Here is an 18223-nt window from a genome sequence, read left to right on the forward strand (position 1 = left end):
GATAATGGTTTTTTATATCTGCTGGTCTAAAGCCCAAGCTAATACCTCAAAAATTTTCTCATCCGTACATTGCGCCACATTGAAACGAAGATAGTCATGGGCATTCTGAGATTGGCTAAAAACATTGCCAGGGGCGAGCACGACTCCTTTACTCAGACAGTCACGGGCTAGTTGAGTGGCGTTTTTACCTGTGGGTAATTGGCACCATAAAAACATACCGTCTTTCGGTTGAATCCAAGGCTGAATACCTAAGTTGATCAGCTTCTTCGTTGTGCTTTGTCGTTGTTTAGCAAGCCAGTGATGAAGTTTTTCCATGTGCTTACGATAGCCACTGTCTGTCAGTGTTTGTAAAACGATTTCACTGTCGAGGCGATTGCCACTGAATGATGTGGCGATTTTTAAGTCCACCAGTTGCTCTATCCAATCTTGCTTTGCGGCAATGTAACCACAGCGTACTGAAGCCGATACCGTTTTGGAAAAACTCCCAATTTCAATGACTTGATCTAAACCATCCAAGGCCGCTAAACGGGGTGAACGAGTGGTTTCTAAGTCGGCAAAAATATCATCTTCAACAATAACCAGTTCGGATGCTTGAGCGAGTGTGAGTAATTTATGGGCAACATGTGGCGCTAAATGAGCCCCAGTGGGGTTATGGACACCTGAATTGGTGAGATAAAGCCTAGGGTTATAGTCTTTTATTGCTTGCGCGAAACGCTCTAAGTCAGGCCCTGTGGGTGTATAGGGAATCCCAATAATCTTGACTCTATGGGCTTTTAATAAAGCGTGAAAATTAAAGTAGCAGGGATCGTCGACCAGCACGGTATCGCCTGGTGACAGCAGAAAGCGACCAATTAAATCAATGGCATGAGTCCCAGACTCAGTGAGCATAATCTGTTCAGCAGTAACCTCAATATTATGGCTCAACATCCGACGTTGTAAGAAATGACGAAACGCTTGGGAGCCTTTCGGAGGCGCGTATTCGGTTAAATCTAAGGAATGAGTTCTGGCAAGGTTTCGCAACGCGCGCTTTATACCTGATTGATAGAACCATTCAGAGGGAAGCCAGCCACAGCCTGGCATAAGTGAACCTGCTGTTGATTCCAACGATTCTCGTGAGACCCATAACGGGTCGATCTCCCTCGCTACTTTAGGGCCAATATGAGTGAGGTTTAAGGGTGCAATAGGGCCGGAAGTATAGAAGCCTGCTCCGGGGCGAGACACAATACAACCTTCTGCTACGAGGCGATCGTAAGCTTCGACCACAGTAGAGATCGAAACCTGCATGGCTTTCGCCTGTGCACGGACTGAAGGTAAACGCGTATTAGGCAAATAGGCCCGCGACGCGATTTTTGACTCAATATCCTTCATGACCGATTCAATTAATGTGCCTGCACGAGCCATACTCTTCCTCTATTTTCAAACTGTATTGCCAATATAACCATAACAGTTTTTTTAAATTGTGTCGGTTTGTATCTCTTCTTATCACCCTTTTTTCGGTTTTATAGGGCCATTGTTTTTAGGGAGTAATGATATGAAGCAGGCAACACAAGGTTGGCTTAGTGGCTTCGTGGGTGTGGTGACTTTTGCAGGCTCGCTACCGGCAACACGCATCGCGCTGCAAGGCTTTGATCCTACTTTCTTGACGGTGGCTCGAGCTTCGATTGCTGGAGTATTAGGTTTGTTATTTTTACTGCTACTCAAACAACCACGCCCTAATGCCTCGCAAATTGTCACCCTCTTATTGAGTTCAATGGGCGTCGTGGTCGGCTTTCCTTTGCTGACGGCGTTTGCACTGCAATATGTCACCTCAGCGCATTGTGTGGTGTTTGTGGGCGTGCTTCCTATCTGTACTGCGCTGTTTGCCGTGCTAAGAGGTGGTGAGCGACCCAGTTGGCCGTTTTGGCTCTTTTCATTGGTGGGCGCAGCCTTAGTGATGGGCTATGCGGCCCTGGGTGTGAGTGAAGTTTCATTAATCGGGGATAGTTTGATGCTGGCGGCGATTGTTGCCTGCGGCATGGGGTATGCGGAAGGCGCACGCTTGTCTCGGGTATTGGGCGGATGGCAGGTGATCTGCTGGTCTTTAGTCGTGTCTTTGCCCGTGATGTTGCCCTTGATGTATGTTTTATGGCCCAGCTCATTCGCTTCGGTGACGACATCGGCATGGCTGGGGCTTGGCTACGTCTCTCTTTTTAGCATGCTGTTTGGCTTTATCTTCTGGTATAGAGGGCTGGCGCTAGGCGGCATTGCAGCAGTGAGCCAGTTGCAATTAATTCAACCATTTATAGGGTTTTTACTGGCGGCTTGGCTACTACAAGAAAGCATCAGTTTAACCATGCTGTGGGTGACACTGGCGGCTGTTTTGTGCGTGGTGGGAGCGAAGAAATTTTGTTGATTATCAAATAATAAATGAGCGCAGATTCCTTAGGTGTTTAAGGGATCTGGCCCAATTATGTTGGCCGTTGCCCAGAATAAAAAATATGTAAATATTGATATATTGCCCTTATTTAGTTAAATTCTGAAAACAACTTATCCTTCTTCCACGCGTGGCGACATACAGACCCCTGGAGTTGGACGAATAAGCCGGCCTAGAGTCGGTTTTTTCTCATCTAGGCCTCGGAAGGTCATTAACCAATATGGATATGGAAATTCATGTCTCACTTGTTCTCTGAGCTTTAATATCAAGCTGAGCCGTCAGCAAGAAGCGCGAGCGAAGCGTTACCAAGCTCTATTCAAATACCAATACCACATCCCAGAAAAAGAACTCGAACGGATTCGATCCGCTACGCATTCAGATATGGCACTGGGAAACGAACGTTTTAAAGAGGAGATCGAGAAGCTAACGGGTAGGCGAGTGACGCCTATGCAGCGAGGTCGAAAGCCAAAGATCGTCTAATTTTTATCTGACCCAATTACTCCAGTTCTGTCTAAAACTGGCTAGCTTGCTAGAACTGAGTACTGAATCACTTTTATAGGTGGGTGGCCTGTTAATTCCCTGTATACATTCCCAACTGTACGAATTTAATTGCACTGAGCAGCCCAAAGAGCTTATATTTTAGACAAAGTGTAGTTAGGAGTAAATGATTTCAGTTTTTAAAAAAAATAATTAAAAGTGATTGCGAAATATTATTGAATTCAATTCAACTGAAAATAATTTGTTTATGAATTCTTGATATTAATTGTATTAAGTTATTAAAAAAGTATATTTTAATCTATAGGGGAGTTTTAGTTACTTCTACTATGAAAAACTAAAGGAAGAGTTATGAATATTAGTGATCTTGAAAAAGAGTTATCGCATAAAAAAAGAAGTGTTTCGGACTTAATCTCATATATTAAAACAAGGAACTCAAATACACCAAATTATAGTGTTCTTTTAGGAGCAGGAGCTTCTATTAGCTCGGGGATAAAGTCAGGGTATGAGCTTTGTGAAGAGTGGAGAAAAGATATATATGAGTTGCTTTCAAAAGACAAATATGAAAGTAGATCAAAGGCCGTTGACTATCTAATTCGTTCTGAAGGTGGCTGGTATAACGAGGGGAATGAGTATTCTTCTTTATTCGAGAAAAAATTTGATCTCCCAGCCCAACGCCGGCGTTTTGTTGAGAATGAAGTAGATAAAGCTATTCCGTCTATTGGCTATGCATACTTGACATCCTTAGCAGATGAGAGTGATCGTTACATTGATACAATTTTTACAACGAACTTTGATGACCTTTGTAACGAAGCTTTTTACCAATTTTCTAATATTAGACCAATCGTGTGTGCGCATGACTCAAGCATCCATTCTCTATCAATTACGTCATCACGACCGAAAATCATTAAGTTACATGGTGATTATTTATTTGATGATATTAAGAGTACACTGAGAGAGACAGAGTCTTTAGAAAATAATATCAAAGATAAGCTTATTGAGTTCTCTAGAGAATATGGAATGATCGTTGTTGGATATGCTGGTAATGATCGGTCAATTATGGATGTTCTTAATTATTTGTTGAGCTCGGAAACCTACTTAAAGAATGGACTTTACTGGTGTATTAGAACTGGTGATGAAGTAAGACCTGAAGTCAGAAAACTATTATGGAAAGATAAAGTATACTTTGTGGAAATTGACGGTTTTGATGAGCTTATGGCCGAAATTCATCATAATGTAAAAAATGATCTTCCTGTGTTAGGGAATTTCTCTGAGTCTAAACAAGATAAAATTATAAATAATTTTATAAAGGATGATTATAATTTAAAGGAGAAATCTATATATATAAGTTCTGATGTTAGTAAAATAAGAAAAAATAAAGACGATTTTGATATAAGCAACCTTATTATGGATCTTAATAATAGTAACGAAGACTATCTAAGAGGTGTTTCTGAAAGTCAATTCAAATCTCTTTTAAAAGTGGACAGTCTAATAAAGAAAAAGAATTATTTGGAAGCTAGAAAAGAAGCTGATGGTACATTAAATCTATTGGATGATGAAGATGTGTCGGTAAGTTTTTTAAGGAGGCTTGTCTATATATGCAGAGAGCTTTCTTTAAAAGATAAAGCATTAGAATACTGTAATAGATTGATTGCTTTTGATGAATATAATTTCAAGTATGTCTTGCTTAAATCTGAAAATATATATCCACTAACTGATTCTTGTAAATTTTTGTATGATAATCTAGAAAGGTTTGATACTAACTATTTGTATATAAACCAAATGGTCAGTAAAGCTATCATGGATATAAAAAATAATTCAAAAAGAGCTTTTTTAAATAATGAGGAAGTGCAAAGGCTTATTGAAAAAAGTTTAAAGTTAGAGCCTAGTCCTTCAAACTCTGCTTGGTCTCTTTACATAGATTATATAGAATATGTTTATGAAAACAGTCTAAATTCTAAAGAGTTGAATGAGAAAAATAAGAAAATAAAAGATCATCTTGACAGAATGTCAGATATGAATTCAAAAAACATTAACTATTTAAGGCTAAATGTTGAAAATTATTCCTTATCATCACCTTCTTCTATTGAGAGTGGTGATACTTTGGAATCTTTACTTGATGTTGTTAAGAGTGAGTTTCATAAAGCTTCTAAATCTAAAAAAGAATTACTCTTTAAAATAATTTGTGACGGTTATTTGAAATATTTTTCAATGGAAAGTAAGGATGTTGTGGGGTTTTTTCATGATAGATATGAAATCGTATATAGTTTTTTAAATGATAAAGACTTTAATTCTTTTGGGGAGAAGAAAAATACAGCCTCATATTTTATTCTTAAGTCATTTAAATCTATACAGTTAGATGATAGAGAGTCATATAAAGAAAGTATTCAGGAAGCTATGAAAATTGAAGATAGCTATATGTACTGCAATAGAATAATCAGTTCTTTGTTGAATTTTCTTAATGATATAGAAATGGCTAGGGAATACTTGGAAAAAGTCAAAGAAGATATCGCAGATTATAAGTATTGCCAATACTTATCAAATATACTTCTTCATGAGGGTGATTTAAAAGAGTCTTTAAATAAACTTGATAAGTCTTTTGAAATTGGGTTGGAATATGATGACTATCTCACAGCTAAATCTTATGTATATCTTAGGTCTGAAAAATATAAAGATGTTATATCTTTATATAAGTCTGAGGGCGGTGAAGTTAGGTCGGAAACGACAAAAGCTGTTTTATTGTTGAACTCGGAATTAGCCAAAAAAATGATTGGTGAGAAATTGGATGATTTAAAGATTAGAAATATAATTTCTAAGAAATTAGGTGTTAATTATATAATATCTGCTCATTGTATTTTAGGTGAAAAAAACCAAGCTGTTAACTTGCTGAGAAAGGAAATTGATGCTTTTAAGTTAAATTACTATAGCTTTTTAGAGTGGCCTATTATTCCAAATGAATATTTAGAAGAGGCTTTAACAAGAAAACAAAATGTAAAGAAAGTTAGCTAAATATTATTTTAAAAAGTCAGATCCCTTAAAAATAATGTCAATATTAGCTATAATCTGATTTGGAGTTTAAGGGATCTGAGCCCAGTTAGGGTATTTTTTGCAGGGCGTACTAATGCGCCTCGTACCAGTTGTTCCCAACTTCCGCTCCCATAAGCAAAGGCACGTCAATCTGGCTACTATTCTGCATAATATCGACGATTTTTGCTTGAGCTTTTTCTAGGTCTTTTTCAGCACTTCGAAGCTCAATTCATCGTGTACTTGTATGATCATTTTCATGTCTATGTCGTTTCCGCTAGCAGTCGTGCATTGTTGTTATGATCTATTTGATAATAATTTGGCACTTATATCTAGCCTAATTATTTCGGCGTTGCGAAGAATGAACGACTGATACATAATTACTCTCAACATGGCTCCTTTCAATGAGGCTACTTGATGTAGCGGATTTGCTTAGGAGTTTTTTTATGCTTAAAAAAAGCTCTCGACTAGACCATTTTGGTTGTTTTACAGTCTACCTGAAGGGTCTTTATCACAGACTATTTGTTGTCGGTTGCGATGGGTTTGTGTCAGTACTAAAATTGACCATGTAGAAGGGCTTAACATGTGACTGGTTACTGGATTGTCCATATGTTCTCATGCTACCAATGATTCGCCAGTGACATCATTGTTGATGGTTAGACTAAACATTGTTTAGTCACCCTGACCCCAAAGAGCTAAAGGGCTGCCACGAACTATCATTTTTCCTTTTAAAAAAGAGCATTTGTCTTGCTCTTTTTTTATGTTTGTTAAAAAGTCGCAATGATTGTTCAGAGGGGGGCTGTCATAGGCGCTTACAATGCCGTAAAAGGTTCTGAGAACATGTTTCAATGTGTTTATAACATTGCGTAAAGCTAGTGAGTGTTTTAGTATTGCATTTAACACGGCCCCTGCCTCTTGGCTCTTCGGAGTTTACGCGGGGGTTTTTTGTGTCCACCATTCTTGCCAGTTTTCTGGTGCACCCATGTCTTTAATCGAGCAGGTTTTATCTGATTTTAGTTCAGGAAAGCTCTCTAGCATCTGCTCTATCCTGATATGCCAATGAGTATTTGGACAAATCCCTAAAATAAGGTGTCTTACAATCGCGATAAGTAGAAATGGCTTAGCGATCAAGTTTTGCTTTCCGATAAAGTTATCGCACCACTCGATCTGACCAAGGTTTGGTAGTTTAGGCTGATCAATGATGTTGCGGTTCCAAAGTCTGCTGTGATGAGCAACAATATTCCTTAAGTAGTTTAGTGACCTTAGCCAACTGGCGAATACAGAGAAATCTTGTACTCCATATTTCTGAGCAATTTGTGCCTGATCTTTGGTTTGCATCATCGAAAAAAGCTGAGACATGGAGCCAAAATCCCAAATTTCGATCGCTATCCATATTGGTAGGTCTTCGCCTGGGTATCGCGTATGGAAGTGTTTTACGAAGTCTTCTTTAGAGCGCTTTAGTAATCCCGAGTACTTTTCTTGCCATGCCTCGAAGGCAGGTTTACCACGAAACTTTTTATTGGCAAATGTGGGGTGGAAGAGAGTTTTGTCTCGGTATGCAAAAGCATCTTTAGTACCAAGTAAGTAGGCCATATCGACTCTAAGCGCGATTTCGATTCTTTCTAGTGCATCGGTGAGACTCAGGCGCAAAGATTTATCAAATAGATATAGGTTAACGGCATCTAAAAAGTGGGTGTTTTTATAAAAATCATCTTGCGCTTTCAGAACGAGTTTATTGTTCTGTTTATTCATCTCTAATTGGAAGGTACGAAATGGGTACCAATATGCGCTTAACCGATAATAGCCAATTCGCTCTAGGTATGAGCGAGCCTGATTAGGTTCACCAATGTTCATTCCACGAACTTTGAGCAATCTCAGTTGCTCTTCAAAGGATTTCCAAGGTTTTTGGTATTTCATAAAGCATCCTTGCTTTTAAATGTTATTTTTAATGCGCCTCGTCCCAGTTGCTCCCAACTCCCGCTTCCACAAGCAAAGGCACGTCGATTTTGCTGCTATTCTGCATAATGTCGACGATTTTCTCTTTTGCGGCGTCTAGGTCTTTTTCAGCGACTTCAAAGATCAATTCATCGTGTACTTGCATGATCATTTTCACGTCTAGGTCGGTGTCTGCTAGCCAGTCGTGCATTTTGATCATGGCGCGTTTGATGATGTCGGCGGCGGAGCCTTGCATCGGTGCGTTGATCGCGGTGCGTTCGGCGGCTTGGCGCATCATGGCGTTTTTCGCTTTGATGTCTGGCAGGTACAAACGACGACCGTAGATGGTTTCTACGTAGCCTTTTTCTTTCGCGCCTTCGCGGGTGTTTTCCATGTATTGCTGTACGCCTGGGTAACGTTCGAAGTAGCGTTTGATGTATTTACCGGCTTCTGGGCGGCCAATGCCAAGCTGTTTCGCGAGACCAAAGGCAGACATGCCGTAGATCAAGCCGAAGTTGATGGCTTTGGCGCGGCGGCGTTGTTCTGTGGTGACTTCTTCTAAGCTTACTTCGAAGACTTCCGCGGCGGTGGCTTTGTGCACGTCGGCGTCTTTGGTGAAGGCGTCTAGTAAGCCTGGATCTTGCGACAGGTGAGCCATGATGCGTAATTCGACTTGCGAGTAGTCGGCTGCAACCAGTTTGTAGCCTTTAGGCGCAACAAAAGCTTGGCGAATACGACGACCTTCAGTAGAACGAATCGGAATGTTCTGCAAGTTTGGATCGGTTGAAGACAAACGTCCCGTCGCGGTAATGGCTTGGTGGTAAGAGGTATGAATGCGGCCGGTTTTCTGGATCATCTCCGGCAGTTTGTCTGTGTAAGTGGATTTCAACTTAGACAGGCTGCGGTGTTCCATTATCAAGCGAGGCAGTTCATAGTCTTGCGCCAGTTCTTGCAAGATAGGTTCAGCGGTGGATGGCTGGCCTTTTGGCGTTTTCTTGATAACTGGCAAGCCTTGTTTTTCGAACAAAATAACTTGAAGTTGTTTTGGCGAACTTAGGTTAAAGCTTTCGCCCGCTTCTTCGTGGGCTTTGATTTCCAGCTCTTGTAGCTTGCCTGCGATTTCAGCGCTTTGGGCGTGAAGCAGTTCAGGATCAATCAAGGCGCCGGTTTGTTCCATTTTCGCCAAGACCGGAATCAGTGGGCATTCGATGTCTTTAAAGATGCTGACCAATTCTGGTGTGGTTTCGATTTTTGGCCAAATCGCTTGATGTAAACGCAAGGTAATGTCGGCGTCTTCGGCGGCGTAAAAGGCGGCCACTTCTAAGTCGATTTGGTTGAAAGTTTTTTGCTTGGCGCCTTTGCCGGCGATCTCTTCAAAGCTCACATTGGTGTGGCCGAGGAACTTGCTCGCCAATGTGTCCATGTCGTGGCGGGAGCTTACGGAGTTGTACACGTAAGATTCCAACATGGTGTCGTAAGCGATGCCGCGCAAGGTGATGCCGTAGTTGTTTAATACGTTGGCGTCGTATTTAAGATGTTGGCCGACTTTCGCTTGGCTGTCGTCTTCGAGCCAAGGTTTAAGTTGCTCTAGCACCCAAGCGCGGTCCAGTTGTTCTGGTGCGCCTTCGTAATCGTGCGCCACTGGAACGTAAGCGGCTTCGCCTGCTTTGATGGAGAAGGACAGGCCAACCAGCTCTGCTGCCATGTAGTTGAGGGACGTGGTTTCTGTGTCGAAGGCAACAAGATCAGCGGCTTGGATTTTTTCCAGCCACTTGGCGAAGCTGGCTTTGTCTAAGACAGTTTCGTAGTTGGCTTCAATATCTGATTTAACGGGTGTTTCTACTTGTCCGTCTTTTTGTTCAGAGGCGATGTTGCCGACTGTGTCGCTGGCGTTTTCGACGCTTGGCGCTTTGTCTAGGTCAGTTAGCCAAGTTTTGAATTCTAGTTTGGTGAACCATTCTCGCAGTTTTTCTTTGTCTGCTTCGCCGTTTTTCAATTCTTGAGGGTCGAAGGGCAGTTCCACGTCGCATTTGATGGTCGCTAGGGTGTAAGACAGCTCGGCCATCTCTTTGTTGTCGGCCATTTTTTGTTTCATGGTCTTAGAACCACGGAAGCCCAAATCGGCGATCTCGTCTAAGCGATTGTAAATGTCTTTGATGCTGCCAAGACCTTGCAATAAGGCTAGGGCCGTTTTCTCACCCACGCCCGGTACGCCGGGGATGTTGTCGACCTTGTCGCCCATTAGAGCTAGGTAATCGATAATGAGTTCTGGCGGAATGCCGAATTTGTCTTTTACGCCTTGGATGTCCATGACGGTGTTGTTCATGGTATTCACAAGGGTAACTTTTTCAGTAACCAGCTGCGCCATGTCTTTGTCGCCAGTAGAGACAATCACTTCACGACCCGCTTCGCCCACTTGTTTGGCGATGGTGCCGATCACGTCGTCGGCTTCTACATTATCGATGATGACCAGCGGCAAGCCCATGGCTTCCACCATGCGGTGAATCGGTTCGATTTGTGGGCGCAGGTCGTCTGGCATGGGTGGACGGTGCGCTTTGTATTCGCTGTAGATCTCGTCGCGGAAGGTTTTGCCCTTGGCGTCAAAAATGATCACCATTGGAGAGTTCGGGTACGTTTTGATTAGGCTGCGGATCATGCTGATCACTCCACGCGTGGCGTTGGTCGGGTGACCGTCGCTGGTGTGCATGGGTGGAATCGCGTGGAATGCTCGGTAAAGATAAGACGAGCCGTCTACTAGAACCATAGGTGGAGTTTGTGTTGTAGAATCCGTAGCCAAAATAGAACCTCTTTGTGAATCGGCAAATATGAGGTCTATTCTATGTGTTTGAGCGTGTTTTTACAGCCAAAATGGCGGATAAGTTTTGAAAGCTTTTTCTGTGGAGGTTCTAGCTTACTGGCGAACGTTGCTGCGATAGACTGTCGTTGTAAATAACGGATTGATCTCGGCCATTGTTTTTTGCGCTATAGAGTGCCTTGTCTGCTTGTTCGACCAATGCAAAAAAGTGCTCATGAGCCGCGATGTTTGAAACACCCACACTAACGGTTACTTTTCCTACGGTTTTGTAAGGCAAGGCTCCTAGGGAGTTTTGAAACATAGTGCCAATGTAGGGCAAGGTGCTGGTTTTAGGGTTGACCAATACAATAGCAAATTCTTCGCCTCCCCAGCGCGTTATGATGTGTTTTTCAAAGTAAATAGAGCGAAGGCGAGAGGCCACTTCTACTAAAACATGGTCGCCAGTACCATGACCGTAACGGTCATTGATATTTTTAAAATAATCTATGTCGATCAGTAAGACACAGATTTTATCATCTTGATTGAGTTGCCCCATCCAATTCTGTAAACCTCGACGATTGTACAGATCCGTTAAGAAGTCTCGTCCTGCTTCTTCTTCCGTTCTTCTCAATAAAGACGCGACGCTGTCTAAATGACGCAGGATTCGTCTTTGATAAGGCAAAATAGAGCAGAGCAAAAGGCTGGCGGGTCCCAGTAGTGACAAAATTTCATAACCGCGCTGCGAATGGAGTTCATTAGGGTGAAGTACCAAGTAATGCAAAATCGGTAGACTGATAATTAGCCAAACAAGCGCGACGGTATTTTTGTAGGCCTTGGGCAGCATGATCATGCCAATTGCCACAGCTGAGATCATTACACCGGTTATTGGAGGGAATTCATCAATGAAGCGCCACTTCCCAAGCCACGCCATGATAAGAAAATAGTAAGTGGCGGGAACCAAGGAAAACAATCCAACGAAGGCACAAAGTTTAATAACAAGGTTGGCGTGTTTTAGCGGGTTCTGATGCAAATACGCCAGTAATATCAGCATGCTGGCGACATTAAATCCAGGGACAAGCACATCAATTATGTGACCACGTGGAAACACAGCGAAGAACACCAAAAATAAAAAGCTGCTCAAACAAAAGGCGATCAGCATTCTGTAGATGGTGGATATCTTGATGTCATTTTGTACGTTTTGGTTTTTCATTTCTATGATTGTAAGGTGTTCCCACCATTATAAAATTCTATAATAGATAGTTTGCTTCTTTTCGTCTGTTGTCTCTTCGTGAACATATGTTTTTTAAGTTGTCTCAGATGTAAAGGGAAAAGAGGGAGGTGAGATAAATTGTGTACAGAAAAAGGCCTATTTATGTGAGTTAGAATTGACCTTTCGAAGCGAATTGTAGAGCATAGGCAATAATTTTTTCATTCCACCCCTTTTAGACAACAATAGGTAAAAACTTGGCTGTTTACACTACCCTTTCGGACTCCGACATGCGCGCCTTAGTGGCCGATTATTATTTAGGTGAACTGGTTTCGTTCCAAGGCATTTCCGGCGGGGTAGAAAATACCAACTATTTTTTGAACACCACCACAGGAAAGTATGTGGTGACCTTGTTTGAAGAGTTTGATTTAGACGAAGTTCCTTACTTTTTAGATGTAGTCGCACACTTGAAACACAAAGGCTTTAATGTTCCAGCGGCCTTGATTGATATCCATGGTGAGCGCTTACGTGAAGTAAATGGTCGCCCGACTATTATTGTTGATTGCTTCCCCGGTGGAGAGCTAAAAGGCACAGATGAAAACTCTTGCCGACTAATGGGCGAAGCCTTGGCGAAGCTGCACATTGCGGGCGAAGATTTCCCTGTTCATCGCGATAGCCACCGTGGTGTGGCGTGGTGGCACAAAACCAGCCAAGCTATTGCCAGTGAGCTAGAGCCTGAACAAGCCGAGTTATTGTTATCACAAATCGCTGAATTTGATGCGTTTATCGCGGAACACCCAAACCTTCCTAAGACCACGATTCACGGTGATTTGTTCTACAACAACACCTTGTTTGAAGGCAACAAGCTGTCTGCCATTATCGATTTCTACAATGCCTGCCACTCTTGGGTAATGTACGACTTAGCTATTGTGGTAAACGATTGGTGTTCGGATATGGCGACAGGTGAGTTGGATAAAGCCAAGTATAAGGCGTTAATAAAAGCCTATTTGCATGAGCGTGAAGCGAGCCCAGAAGAAGTGCTTGCTTGGCCGCATATGTTAAAAATCGCCGCGTTGCGTTTTTGGTTGTCGCGTTTGGAGGCTTGGCATGGCGCGAAGCATGATCCAGAGCGTTTGGCGCAGCAACATGATCCGCTCGAATTCCAACGTATTTTAGAGTCTCGAGTGAAATACTCTCCGAGCTTAGTCGAGTTCCTATAAGGCACTGTTTATAAAGGGTCACAGTATGATGCGTTTTTGGTTGTGTTTATGCGTTACGGCATTATTTGCAGGGTCTGCGATGGCGCATCCTCATGTTTGGGTGGATTCGCAGTATCGTGTCAAAGTGGATCAAGCGAAGATCGACAAACTGGAAGCCACATGGGAACTGGATCTTTTTACATCGACAAGCTTGATAGCCGAATACGACGTAGACGGTGATGGCGAGCTAACAGGCCAAGAAAAGCTCGACATGATCGACGTGCTTAAGAGCTTTGAAAATTACGGTTTTTTTATCAAAATGAAGCAAGATGGCGCAGATTTGCTGCCAGAACAAGTGCATGTTGCGGATGTTCGCATTCGTGACCAAATGTTGTGGATTCGCCTAGCCATCGATTTGCCTAGCCCTGTGAATCTGGAAACATCGACATTAAGCTTGGCCTTTGGTGACGACGAATTGTATTTCGCCATGGAGCCATTAGAAGAAGGGCTAGTGCGTTTGTCTGGTGCTTTATCCGAAGTGTGTACGCCAGTAGAACGTGAAGCGACCGAAACATCGGTGGCGGTTTGGGTTGATTTAACGTGTCAGCCTTAATCTAATGATCATCTCGTGATTCTTTTCAACGCCTCATACAAAGGTTTAAGCACATGTTAGAACATTTCCAATGGTTGCCTTTCTTAGCCGCTATCACGGTACTGACGATGAGTCCGGGTGTGGATACTATTTTGGTGATGCGTAACGCGGCGTCTGGCGGCTGGCGATTGGGCTTTTTGACTAGCTTGGGGATTTGCATGGGGCTGTTTGCTCATGCAACCGTATCGGCGCTGGGGTTGTCGGTCATTCTGCTAGGTTCTGCGGGATTATTTACGGCGTTTAAATTAGCGGGCGCTGCGTATCTGGTGTATTTGGGTGTACAAGCGATTCGCAGTGCGATGAAACCTGTCGGCATGACGTTTAATGATGCTAAAAATCCAAAAGCAATAACGGCATGGGGCAGCTTTCGCCAAGGCATTTTGTCTAATGTGTTGAACCCAAAACCGATTATTTTTTACATGGCATTTTTGCCGCAGTTTATTGACCCTAGCCATTCTGCCTTGGCGCAATCTCTTTTCATGGCCTCACTGCACTTTATCATCGCAATGGTGTGGCAAACGTTTCTTGCACTTATGGTTCATAAGGCGCGAGTTTGGCTGGCGCGACCAAAAGTGGCGTTGGTTTTAGATGGCCTAACTGGCGTATTGCTATTGGGCTTTGGTGTAAAACTCGCATTGAGTCAACGCTGATCGCGGGGCTTTGTGCTTTACTGGTGATTCCCTTAAATGAGTTTATTGATCTCGACTTCGATTAAGTTCTTCTTTCTTTTCGCGCCGTTTTTTGTGCTGTCTATGTTTCTTGCGTTAACCCGCGGAGAATCTTCGGCATCCCGTCGACAAGTGGCAAATAAAGCCATTATTGCGTCGGTCGCGATTTCTATTGTGTTGCTGTTTTTTGGCGGCAGTTTGTTTGCCGTATTGGGTATCACGCTGGATTCTTTTCGTATTGGCTCTGGTATTTTGTTGTTTATGTCGGCGTTGAGTTTGGTGCGAGACGGAACGCGTAACCATGCCGTTGGCATGCCCAGTGAAGAACGTGATGACGTGTCGGTTGTGCCATTAGCGGTGCCGACCATTATTGGGCCTGCGACCATAGGTACGATTCTTGTCTATGGTGCTGAGTTGCAAGGCTGGGATTTGTTCATCGGTTTGTGCGGTTTGTTGTTGGCCTTGGGAACCTTGGCGATCATTCTGTATTCTGGTTCCTTGATCGAGAAAATGTTGGGCCGAACAGGGTTGAATGTGTTGTCTAAAATTACCGGTTTGATCTTGGCTGCCATGGCTGCGCAAATCTTTATGAGCGGTGTGATGGGCTTTATAGAACCTGTCACAACGGCCGTTAGCTAAAGGGTTATGCGTTAATCTTGTACAAAATGCGGCGTTTCTAGGCTTTGGCTTCTCCTTGGGTTTTACTTGTTATATCATAACAAAATTCTATCCAATCTCGGTGAGAGCCAATTATGGCAAAGAACGTCGCTTTTTTATTGTTATCTTTTTTATGTCTCAACTCGCCTCTTTATGCCGCGATGGATTTTGCGGTGTATCAAGATTTTATCCAGTGGGTGATTTCTCAGCAGGCCACGTTTCATCGTGAGCTAGTGTCTTTAGTTCGCTCTATTAGTAAGGGCGGCAGTCCGGTTTTGTTGTGGGGATTAATCTCTACGAGCTTCTTTTACGGTGTGTTTCACGCCGCAGGCCCAGGTCATGGTAAGGCGGTTATTTCCGCTTATATGCTGGCAAGCAAAGCCCCGCTTCGTCGTGGTATTAGCCTTGCGTTCTTGTGCGCTGGCGTTCAGGCGGTGATGGCTATATTGGTTATTGTGGTGCTGAGCCAAGTGTTTTCTTTGGCGGGAAAAGCGATGCAAATCAGCCGCTTTTTTGAAGTAGCGAGTTTTGCTGCCGTTGGTTTGATTGGCGTGTGGATCTTTGTGCGTTTGTTGCGCGGTAAATCTGGTTGTGGTCACGATCACTCGCAAGATCACCTAGAAGAGCATCACAGCCACGATCACGCACATCATGGGCATAGCCATGACGGTCATGGGCACTCACACGGTCATTCTGATGATCACGCTTGTTGTTCGCATCACGAGAATGAAGCGAAGACCGCTCGTCGAAGTATTTGGGCGATGGTGGCCGCGGTTGGTATTCGTCCTTGTACAGGGGCGATTTTGGTTTTGTTATTTTCCGTGAGTACGGGCATTTTTGTTTGGGGCTTGGTGGCAACTTTTGCCATGGCGCTAGGCACCGCTATTACAGTGGCGGCTTTGGCGGGCGTCAGTGTCTTTGTTCGTGATACCGGTTTTGCGTTAAGCAGTGAGCATCGTGTTTGGCGACAACGAGTATCGCGCACCTTTGGTTTTATTGCCGCTTTCGCTTTGATTATCATCAGTACTTCAATGATTTGGAGCTACTTAAGTAATGCAGGAAGGGCTTTCTAATGAAACATGAAGACGCACATCAGCACGTACACCACAATCATAATGACTGTATCGAGAGCGCGCTAAGCACGGCGGAAGCATTATGTATTCAGCAAGGGCAGCGCCTGACAAAAGTACGCCGTCGTGCCTTGGAGTTAATTTGGGAAAGCCACCGTCCGCTAGGCGCTTATCAGTTATTGGCGAAACTGGCGGAAGAAGGGTTCAACTCGGCACCGCCAACTGTGTATCGCGCCTTGGATTTTTTGCTGGGGGCGGGTCTTATCCACAAAGTGGAATCGATGAACGCCTACCTTGGTTGTGCCCATGCAGACAAAGCGCACAAAGGGTATTTTTTGATTTGCGATGAATGTCACAATGTTATGGAATTTGATTACCAAGATATTCACGCGGCGTTGGTTGAAAAAGCCGCGCGCCAAGGCTTTGAATTACGAGCAGAAACCATCGAATTAACGGGTTTATGTGAGAAGTGTAAGGGAAAATCAGTAGGAGCAAGCGCGTGAGTAAGCGATTGGTTGCCTTTGACAATATTGGCATTGCGTTTGACGGTCGGGTGTTGCTCGAAAACATCGATATGACAATCAGTGAAGGTGAGATTGTCACCTTGATTGGCCCTAACGGCAGCGGCAAAAGTACGCTGATTCGTACCTTGCTCGGTTTGCAAGAAGCCACTTCTGGCGAAGTGGTAAGACATAAGACATTGCGCATTGGTTATATGCCGCAAAAACTGCATATTGATCCAACCTTGCCATTAACGGTGAAGCATTTCTTAGCCTTGGTTCGTGGCGTTGATAAACAGCAAATTCTTCCGACCTTAGAAAAACTGGGTATTGCTCATTTGCTGCAATCCCAGGTGCATGTGTTGTCCGGCGGTGAAACGCAGCGTGTTTTATTAGCGCGGGCTTTGCTGAATCGACCGAATTTATTGGTACTCGATGAGCCAGTGCAAGGCGTGGATGTGAATGGTCAGGTGGAACTTTACAACCTGATTGAAGGCATACGAAATGAGCTAAATTGCGGCGTTTTGATGGTTTCCCATGATTTGCATTTGGTGATGGCAAAAACCGATACAGTGGTGTGTATTAACCAGCACGTGTGCTGTTCTGGCAGCCCACAACACGTCACGGGTCACCCTGCTTATCAAGCCTTATTTGGCGTGCCGGGAGCAGACGAGTCCATCGCTATTTATGCCCATCAGCACGATCACGTTCATGATGAACACGGCAGTATTTTGTCGGACGACGGCGATGCTCACGCCCATTGTAAACATCATTAATCACACCTAAGTTAGCCGATATTGGAGTTAGTAAAACCATGTTAGATCTTTTGCTCAGAGCCTTGTTTGGTGGGTTAGGTGTGGCGGCGGTCGCAGGTCCGTTAGGGGCGTTTGTTGTTTGGCGTCGCATGGCGTATTTCGGTGACACCTTGGCGCACTCTGCCTTGTTAGGGGTGGCGTTAGGTTTCTTATTAGACATCAACTTGAATCTAGCGATTATTGTGTTGTGTGTGGGTTTGGCTTTAGTGCTGGTTACCTTGCAGAAGAAGCACATTATCGCCACAGATACTTTGTTGGGGATTTTGGCTCATTCCGCGTTATCGTTAGGTTTGGTGGCGGTGAGTTTTCTCGACAATATCCGCATCGATTTGATGGCCTATTTGTTTGGCGATTTGTTGGCGATTAACCAAGCGGATGTGTATTGGATTTATGGCGGCGGATTGGCGGTGATCGCCTTATTGGTGGCTTTCTGGAAGCCTCTACTTGCGGTTACTGTGAACGAGGAGCTGGCAAAAGTAGAAGGTTATCCGGTAGAAGCCATTCGTTTATTGTTAATGTTGTTGGTGGCCTTGGTGATTGCGGTCGCGATGAAAATCGTCGGTGTGTTGTTGATTACCTCTTTGATGATCATTCCTGCTGCCACGGCGCGTAAGTTGTCGAAGACGCCTGTGCAGATGGCCTCTTTCGCCAGCATGATTGGTTGCTTGTCTGTCTGTGGTGGTTTGTGGGCGTCTTATCGTTGGGACACACCAACTGGTCCAAGTGTTGTTGTCTGCGCGGCTTTGCTGTTTCTAGTGGCTTATACCTTGCCGTTTAAGCGTCTTCGCTAATTG

The 18223-nt window shown here is 43.8% G+C and carries 14 protein-coding genes; 10 read left to right on the plus strand and 4 right to left on the minus strand.

All coding sequences use genetic code 11. From position 1 onward, the window contains the following. Positions 1–12 precede the first annotated feature (12 nt). A complete protein-coding gene (locus tag DFP75_RS08375; RefSeq protein ID WP_110574544.1) occupies positions 13–1401 on the minus strand; it encodes an aminotransferase-like domain-containing protein in 1389 nt (462 codons plus the stop codon). 130 nt (positions 1402–1531) lie between these two features. Between DFP75_RS08375 and DFP75_RS08380 the strand changes: the two genes are divergently transcribed. Together DFP75_RS08380 and DFP75_RS08385 are read left to right on the plus strand one after the other, a co-directional pair. Then, the gene (locus DFP75_RS08380; protein ID WP_110574546.1) at positions 1532–2392 is read left to right on the plus strand and encodes a DMT family transporter; all 861 of its coding nucleotides are present in this window, start codon (positions 1532–1534) and stop codon (positions 2390–2392) included. An 867-nt stretch (positions 2393–3259) separates the two neighbouring features. Then, positions 3260–5917 (plus strand): SIR2 family protein, encoded by a 2658-nt coding sequence (locus DFP75_RS08385; RefSeq protein WP_110574548.1) that lies wholly within the window; start codon positions 3260–3262, stop codon positions 5915–5917. Positions 5918–6862: 945 nt separating this feature from the next. On the opposite strand, the gene DFP75_RS08395 is transcribed toward DFP75_RS08385, so the two are convergent. The 3 genes from DFP75_RS08395 to DFP75_RS08405 all read right to left on the minus strand — a co-directional run bounded on the left by DFP75_RS08395 (position 6863) and on the right by DFP75_RS08405 (position 11871). Beyond that, a complete protein-coding gene (locus tag DFP75_RS08395; RefSeq protein WP_181417011.1) occupies positions 6863–7849 on the minus strand; it encodes an Abi family protein in 987 nt (328 codons plus the stop codon). Positions 7850–7877: 28 nt separating this feature from the next. Next, positions 7878–10631 (minus strand): DNA polymerase I, encoded by a 2754-nt coding sequence (polA, locus tag DFP75_RS08400; protein WP_110575091.1) that lies wholly within the window; start codon positions 10629–10631, stop codon positions 7878–7880. 142 nt (positions 10632–10773) lie between these two features. Beyond that, positions 10774–11871, minus strand: a complete 1098-nt coding sequence (locus DFP75_RS08405) for a GGDEF domain-containing protein (protein ID WP_110574552.1) — start codon at positions 11869–11871, stop codon at positions 10774–10776. Between the two features lie 254 nt (positions 11872–12125). Here DFP75_RS08405 and DFP75_RS08410 point away from each other — a divergent pair, with 254 nt between their 5' ends. The 8 genes from DFP75_RS08410 to znuB all read left to right on the plus strand — a co-directional run bounded on the left by DFP75_RS08410 (position 12126) and on the right by znuB (position 18220). Next, positions 12126–13088, plus strand: coding sequence for a homoserine kinase (locus DFP75_RS08410; RefSeq protein WP_110574554.1), 963 nt, complete (start codon positions 12126–12128; stop codon positions 13086–13088). Between the two features lie 25 nt (positions 13089–13113). Then, positions 13114–13680 carry a DUF1007 family protein gene (locus DFP75_RS08415; protein WP_245927013.1) on the plus strand — a complete coding sequence of 189 codons (567 nt, stop codon included), beginning with the start codon at positions 13114–13116 and terminating at the stop codon, positions 13678–13680. Positions 13681–13733: 53 nt separating this feature from the next. Beyond that, on the plus strand, positions 13734–14369 hold the full coding sequence (locus tag DFP75_RS08420) for a LysE family translocator (RefSeq protein ID WP_110574556.1): 636 nt from the start codon (positions 13734–13736) through the stop codon (positions 14367–14369). 36 nt (positions 14370–14405) lie between these two features. Beyond that, a complete protein-coding gene (locus DFP75_RS08425; protein ID WP_110574558.1) occupies positions 14406–15026 on the plus strand; it encodes a MarC family protein in 621 nt (206 codons plus the stop codon). A 113-nt stretch (positions 15027–15139) separates the two neighbouring features. Further along, a complete protein-coding gene (locus DFP75_RS08430; RefSeq protein WP_110574560.1) occupies positions 15140–16117 on the plus strand; it encodes a nickel/cobalt transporter in 978 nt (325 codons plus the stop codon). After that, positions 16117–16617 carry a Fur family transcriptional regulator gene (locus tag DFP75_RS08435; protein ID WP_110574562.1) on the plus strand — a complete coding sequence of 167 codons (501 nt, stop codon included), beginning with the start codon at positions 16117–16119 and terminating at the stop codon, positions 16615–16617. Before DFP75_RS08430 ends, DFP75_RS08435 begins: the two co-directional genes overlap by 1 nt. Continuing rightward, on the plus strand, positions 16614–17390 hold the full coding sequence (gene znuC / locus DFP75_RS08440) for a zinc ABC transporter ATP-binding protein ZnuC (protein WP_110574564.1): 777 nt from the start codon (positions 16614–16616) through the stop codon (positions 17388–17390). Before DFP75_RS08435 ends, znuC begins: the two co-directional genes overlap by 4 nt. A gap of 38 nt (positions 17391–17428) precedes the next feature. Continuing rightward, entirely contained in the window at positions 17429–18220 is a 792-nt protein-coding gene (znuB, locus tag DFP75_RS08445; protein ID WP_110574566.1) for a zinc ABC transporter permease subunit ZnuB, read from the plus strand. The last annotated feature ends 3 nt before the right edge of the window (positions 18221–18223 follow it).

It is taken from the genome of Marinomonas alcarazii (genome assembly GCF_003208215.1).
Lineage (GTDB): Bacteria > Pseudomonadota > Gammaproteobacteria > Pseudomonadales > Marinomonadaceae > Marinomonas > Marinomonas alcarazii.